Source organism: Micromonospora sp. 4G55 (assembly GCF_016803375.1).
In genome coordinates, this window is sequence record NZ_JAEVHN010000575.1 from 1 (window position 1) to 3,911 (window position 3,911).

Sequence of the window (3,911 nt, forward strand, 5' to 3'; positions counted from 1 at the left end):
GCCGGGCTCGTCACCGTCGTCCAGTTGGGGCAGTCCGGTGCCGGCCGGCTGGTGGAACGACTGCCGGCAGGCCCTCCGGGCCGACCCACTGCGGGCCGCGGGGGGCCGGCTGGGTGGCGTACCCGGCGTGCGGCTGGCCGGGGTCGACCTGGCCCTGGTACTGCACGGCGTACGGCGTGGAGCGGTGGACGTCGCGGTATCCGTCCGGGGTGGGGTGTTGTCCAGGGGTCCAGCCGCGGTCTTCCCACGGTCCGCGCGGTGGCACATTCTGGTCGGCCATGCACCAATCCCGATTTCTTCAAGGCGCCGACACGCTGCGACCGGAGCGGGGCGGAGGGTGCGGCGACTGTTGCCTGAGGGGGTTGCTACGGGACGGTAACCATGGGGTGGAGGGCCTTCAAGGCGCTCACCAGCGGCTCCGGAGGGCACTTAAGACACCGCTCAGCGGGCCCCCCGGCGGTCCGGTTTCCGCCCTGCCGGGTGCCGACGTCCGGAGCAGGGGCGACTCGGTCCCCCAGGGTCGGGACGTAACGTTTCCGGCCCACGCGACGCTTTTAGCCGCGTTCACGGGCACAGCGAAACTTAAGGAAGGGATAAGCCTGCGCTGAGCCGTTCCTGACCCGCGTCCCGCCACCTCGTCGGCGGCGCAAAGTGGCAGCAGCGGAAGGGCGTGAGCCGCCGCAACAGCGGGTAAGCCGCCGGACCGCTGAAGCCGTGAGGGGAAGGCATCGCCATGCTCAGCAAAGAGGATCAGCGCAGATTCGAACAGATCACCCGGCAGCTCCGGGAGAGCGACCCGAAGTTCTTCGCGAGACTCGACCATCGGGCGCGAGCCCGACGCGGGCGCTGGCTGATGATCCTGACGATCGTGCTCTGGGCGTCACTGCCGGCGATGACCGTACTGGCCGGACGCATGGCCGGGGCGATCTGCGCCGTCGTACTGGCGGCCAACGCCGCCCTGATGTGGCGCTTCCGCCGCCGCTGGCTATGACCCGCCGGCCACCACGGCCCGGCACCGGCGCGGCATCGCCCGGATCGAGATCGTGGGCGGTCGGCGTCCACAGCGGACGGCGACTGTCCACGATCCGCCGCGGGCGGGGTCAGGACCGGCCGAAGGTCCGGTACGCCCGGCGCAGCCGCTCCAGCAGACCCGGGCCGCCGATGGCGGGCGCGGGCGCGCCGAGCTGCCGCAGCAGCAGGTCGGGGCCGGTCGCCAGGGTGGGCGGCCGGTCCGGCAACGGCACCGGCGGCAGCCAGAACCGGTCCACCGTCTCGTCCAGTCCGATCGCGGGCAGTCCGGCGAGCACCCGCGCCGCCCCGGCGGCCGGGACCGGTTCCGCGTCGGGTATCGGGCCGGCGCCGGCCGCGTCCGGCGCGCCGGTGTCCGAACCGGACGGTCCGGGCGTACCGGCGGGGTCGGTCGCGCCGGCGCGCAGGCACGTAGCCGGTCCAGCAGCTCGGCCCGGCCCCGGCCGCGCCAGTGCAGCAGCTGGAACGGGTCCGCGTCGAACGCCTCGGCGAGCAGGTAGAAGGTCGCCGCCAGGTGCTTGCAGGGCACCGCGAAGTCGGGGCAGCTGCACCGCTGGGTCAGCTCCGCCACCCCGCTCGGGAAGAGCGGAGCGCCGGCGTCGGCGAACACCTCCTCCAGCTCCGCCGGGAGGTCACCGGCGAGCAGCCGGGCGCTGAAGAACGCCTGCGCGGCGAGGTCCCGCTCGACCCGCTCCCAGAGCGCCGCCGGGAACACCGGCAGCTCGATGCCGACCCGGTACGGCTCGGCCCGGGAGCCCTGCACGGTGGCCTCGACCCGGCCGGGCGTCACGTCGAGCCGCAACACCTGGCCCTTGCGGGCGTACGACCGACCGCGGGTCAGCCGGGTGCCGAGAGCGAACGACTCCAGCACCTCCAGGAAGCGCCGCGACCACCAGGAGACGCCGATCGCGCCCCGGGTGCTGCGCGCCTTCAGCCCGCCGTCGACCCGCCGGGGCGGTCCGAAGTCGGCGAACCGGCCGGCCGAGCCCGCGTCGCCGTCGAGCGCCGGGTCGCCGGGCGGTGGCGTACGGTCGGGGTCGGTCACTCGACCACCGCCCCGGCCTCCAGCGCGAACAGCTCGCGCAACTGGGCGGTGGACAGCTCGGTGACCCACTGCTCGCCGCTGCCCACCACCGAGGCGGCCAGGCTGCGCTTGTCGGCGATCATCGCGGCCACCTTCTCCTCCACCGTGCCGGCGCAGACGAACTTGCGTACCTGGACCCGGCGACGCTGGCCGATCCGGAACGCCCGGTCGGTGGCCTGGTCCTCCACCGCCGGGTTCCACCACCGGTCGACGTGGACGACGTGGTTGGCGGCGGTCAGGGTCAGCCCGGTGCCGCCGGCCTTGAGCGACAGCACGAAGATCGCCGGGCCGTCCGGCGACTGGAACCGGGTCACCATCGCGTCCCGGTCCGCCTTGCCGACCCCGCCGTGCAGGAAGAGCACCTCGCGGCCGAACCGGGCCGACAGGTGCCCGCGCAGCATCCCGCCGAACTCGGCGTACTGGGTGAAGAGCAGGGCCTTCTCCCCCGCCGCGAGCACCTCGTCGAGGATCTCCTCCAGCCGTTCCAGCTTGCCGGAACGCCCGGGCAGCGCCGAGCCGTCGCGCAGCAGCTGCGCCGGGTGGTTGCAGACCTGCTTGAGTCGGGTCATGGTGGCCAGCACCAGGCCACGCCGCTCCATCCCGTCGCTGGACTCGATCTTCGCCAGCATGTCGTCCACGATGGCCCGGTAGAGCGACGCCTGCTCCGCCGTGAGGTTGCAGAGCACCTCCATCTCCAGCTTCTCCGGCAGGTCGGAGATGATCGAGGAGTCGGTCTTGAGCCGGCGCAGCACGAACGGGCCGGTCATCCGGCGCAGCCGGGCCGCGACCTCGGCGTCGGAGTGCCGCTCGATCGGCACCGCGTACGCCTTCTTGAAGCTGGCGGCCGGGCCGAGCAGCCCGGGGTTGGCGAACTGCATGATCGACCAGAGGTCGGCCAGCCGGTTCTCCACCGGCGTACCGGTGACCGCGACCCGGTGCCGTGCGGGCAGCGACCGGACGGCCTCGGCCTGCCGGGTCGAGGCGTTCTTGATCGCCTGCGCCTCGTCCACCACCACCCGGTGCCAGCCGATCGAGGCGAGGGCGACGGCGTCCCGGGCCGCCACCGAGTAGGTGGTCACCACCAGGTCGGCGGCGTGCACCGCCTCGGTGAACTCCGTGCCGCGCGCCCGGTCCGCGCCGTGGTGCACGTGCACGCGCAGCCCGGGGGTGAACTTCGCCGCCTCCCGCTGCCAGTTGCCGACCAGCGACATCGGGCAGACCAGCAGGGTCGGCCCGGCCGCCGGCGGGTCCCCGGCGAGCAGGGCCAGCAGCTGCACCGTCTTGCCCAGCCCCATGTCGTCGGCGAGCACCCCGCCGAGCCCGAGCGACTGGAGGAAGGCCAGCCAGGCCAGCCCCCGCCGCTGGTACGGACGCAGGGTGCCCTTGAAACCCGGCGGCGGGTCGAGCGGGGTGAGCCGCCGTTCGGCCTCCCCGGCGAGCAGGTCGCCCAGCGGCCCGTCGGCGGTCACCTCCAGCACCGGCAGCGCCTCGGGCCGGTCGGCCCCCGACAGGCCGAGCCGGAGCAGGTCGGCGACGGTCAGCTCGCCGGAGGACCGCAGCAGCCGCAGCCCGGCGGCGAGCCGCTTCGGGTCCAGCTCCACCCACCGCCCGCGCAGCCGCACCAGCGGGGTCTTCAGCGCGGCCAGCGCGGCCAGCTCGTCGGCGTCCAGCGCCTCGTCGCCGAGCGCCACCTCCCACCGGTAGTCGACCAGGGCGTCCAGCCCGAGCCCGCCGCCGGCGCCGGCGACGGTGCCCGGAGCGGTACGCCCCCGGGCCTGCAACCGGGCGCCGAGTCGCG

General features: G+C 74.4%; 3 protein-coding genes and 1 pseudogene. 1 reads left to right on the plus strand and 3 read right to left on the minus strand.

Annotated features, from left to right (window positions below):
- Nucleotides 1–10 precede the first annotated feature (10 nt).
- Nucleotides 11–280, minus strand: coding sequence for a hypothetical protein (locus JNW89_RS30135; protein ID WP_238451660.1), 270 nt, complete (start codon nt 278–280; stop codon nt 11–13).
- A gap of 453 nt (nt 281–733) precedes the next feature.
- Between JNW89_RS30135 and JNW89_RS30140 the strand changes: the two genes are divergently transcribed.
- Entirely contained in the window at nt 734–991 is a 258-nt protein-coding gene (locus JNW89_RS30140; protein ID WP_179801196.1) for a DUF3040 domain-containing protein, read from the plus strand.
- A 109-nt stretch (nt 992–1,100) separates the two neighbouring features.
- Here the strand turns inward: JNW89_RS30140 and JNW89_RS30145 are convergent.
- Nucleotides 1,101–1,963: pseudogene (locus tag JNW89_RS30145) on the minus strand (SWIM zinc finger family protein).
- A gap of 107 nt (nt 1,964–2,070) precedes the next feature.
- The coding region (locus JNW89_RS30150; RefSeq protein WP_238451661.1) for a DEAD/DEAH box helicase at nt 2,071–3,911 on the minus strand (1,841 nt) is incomplete at its 5' end.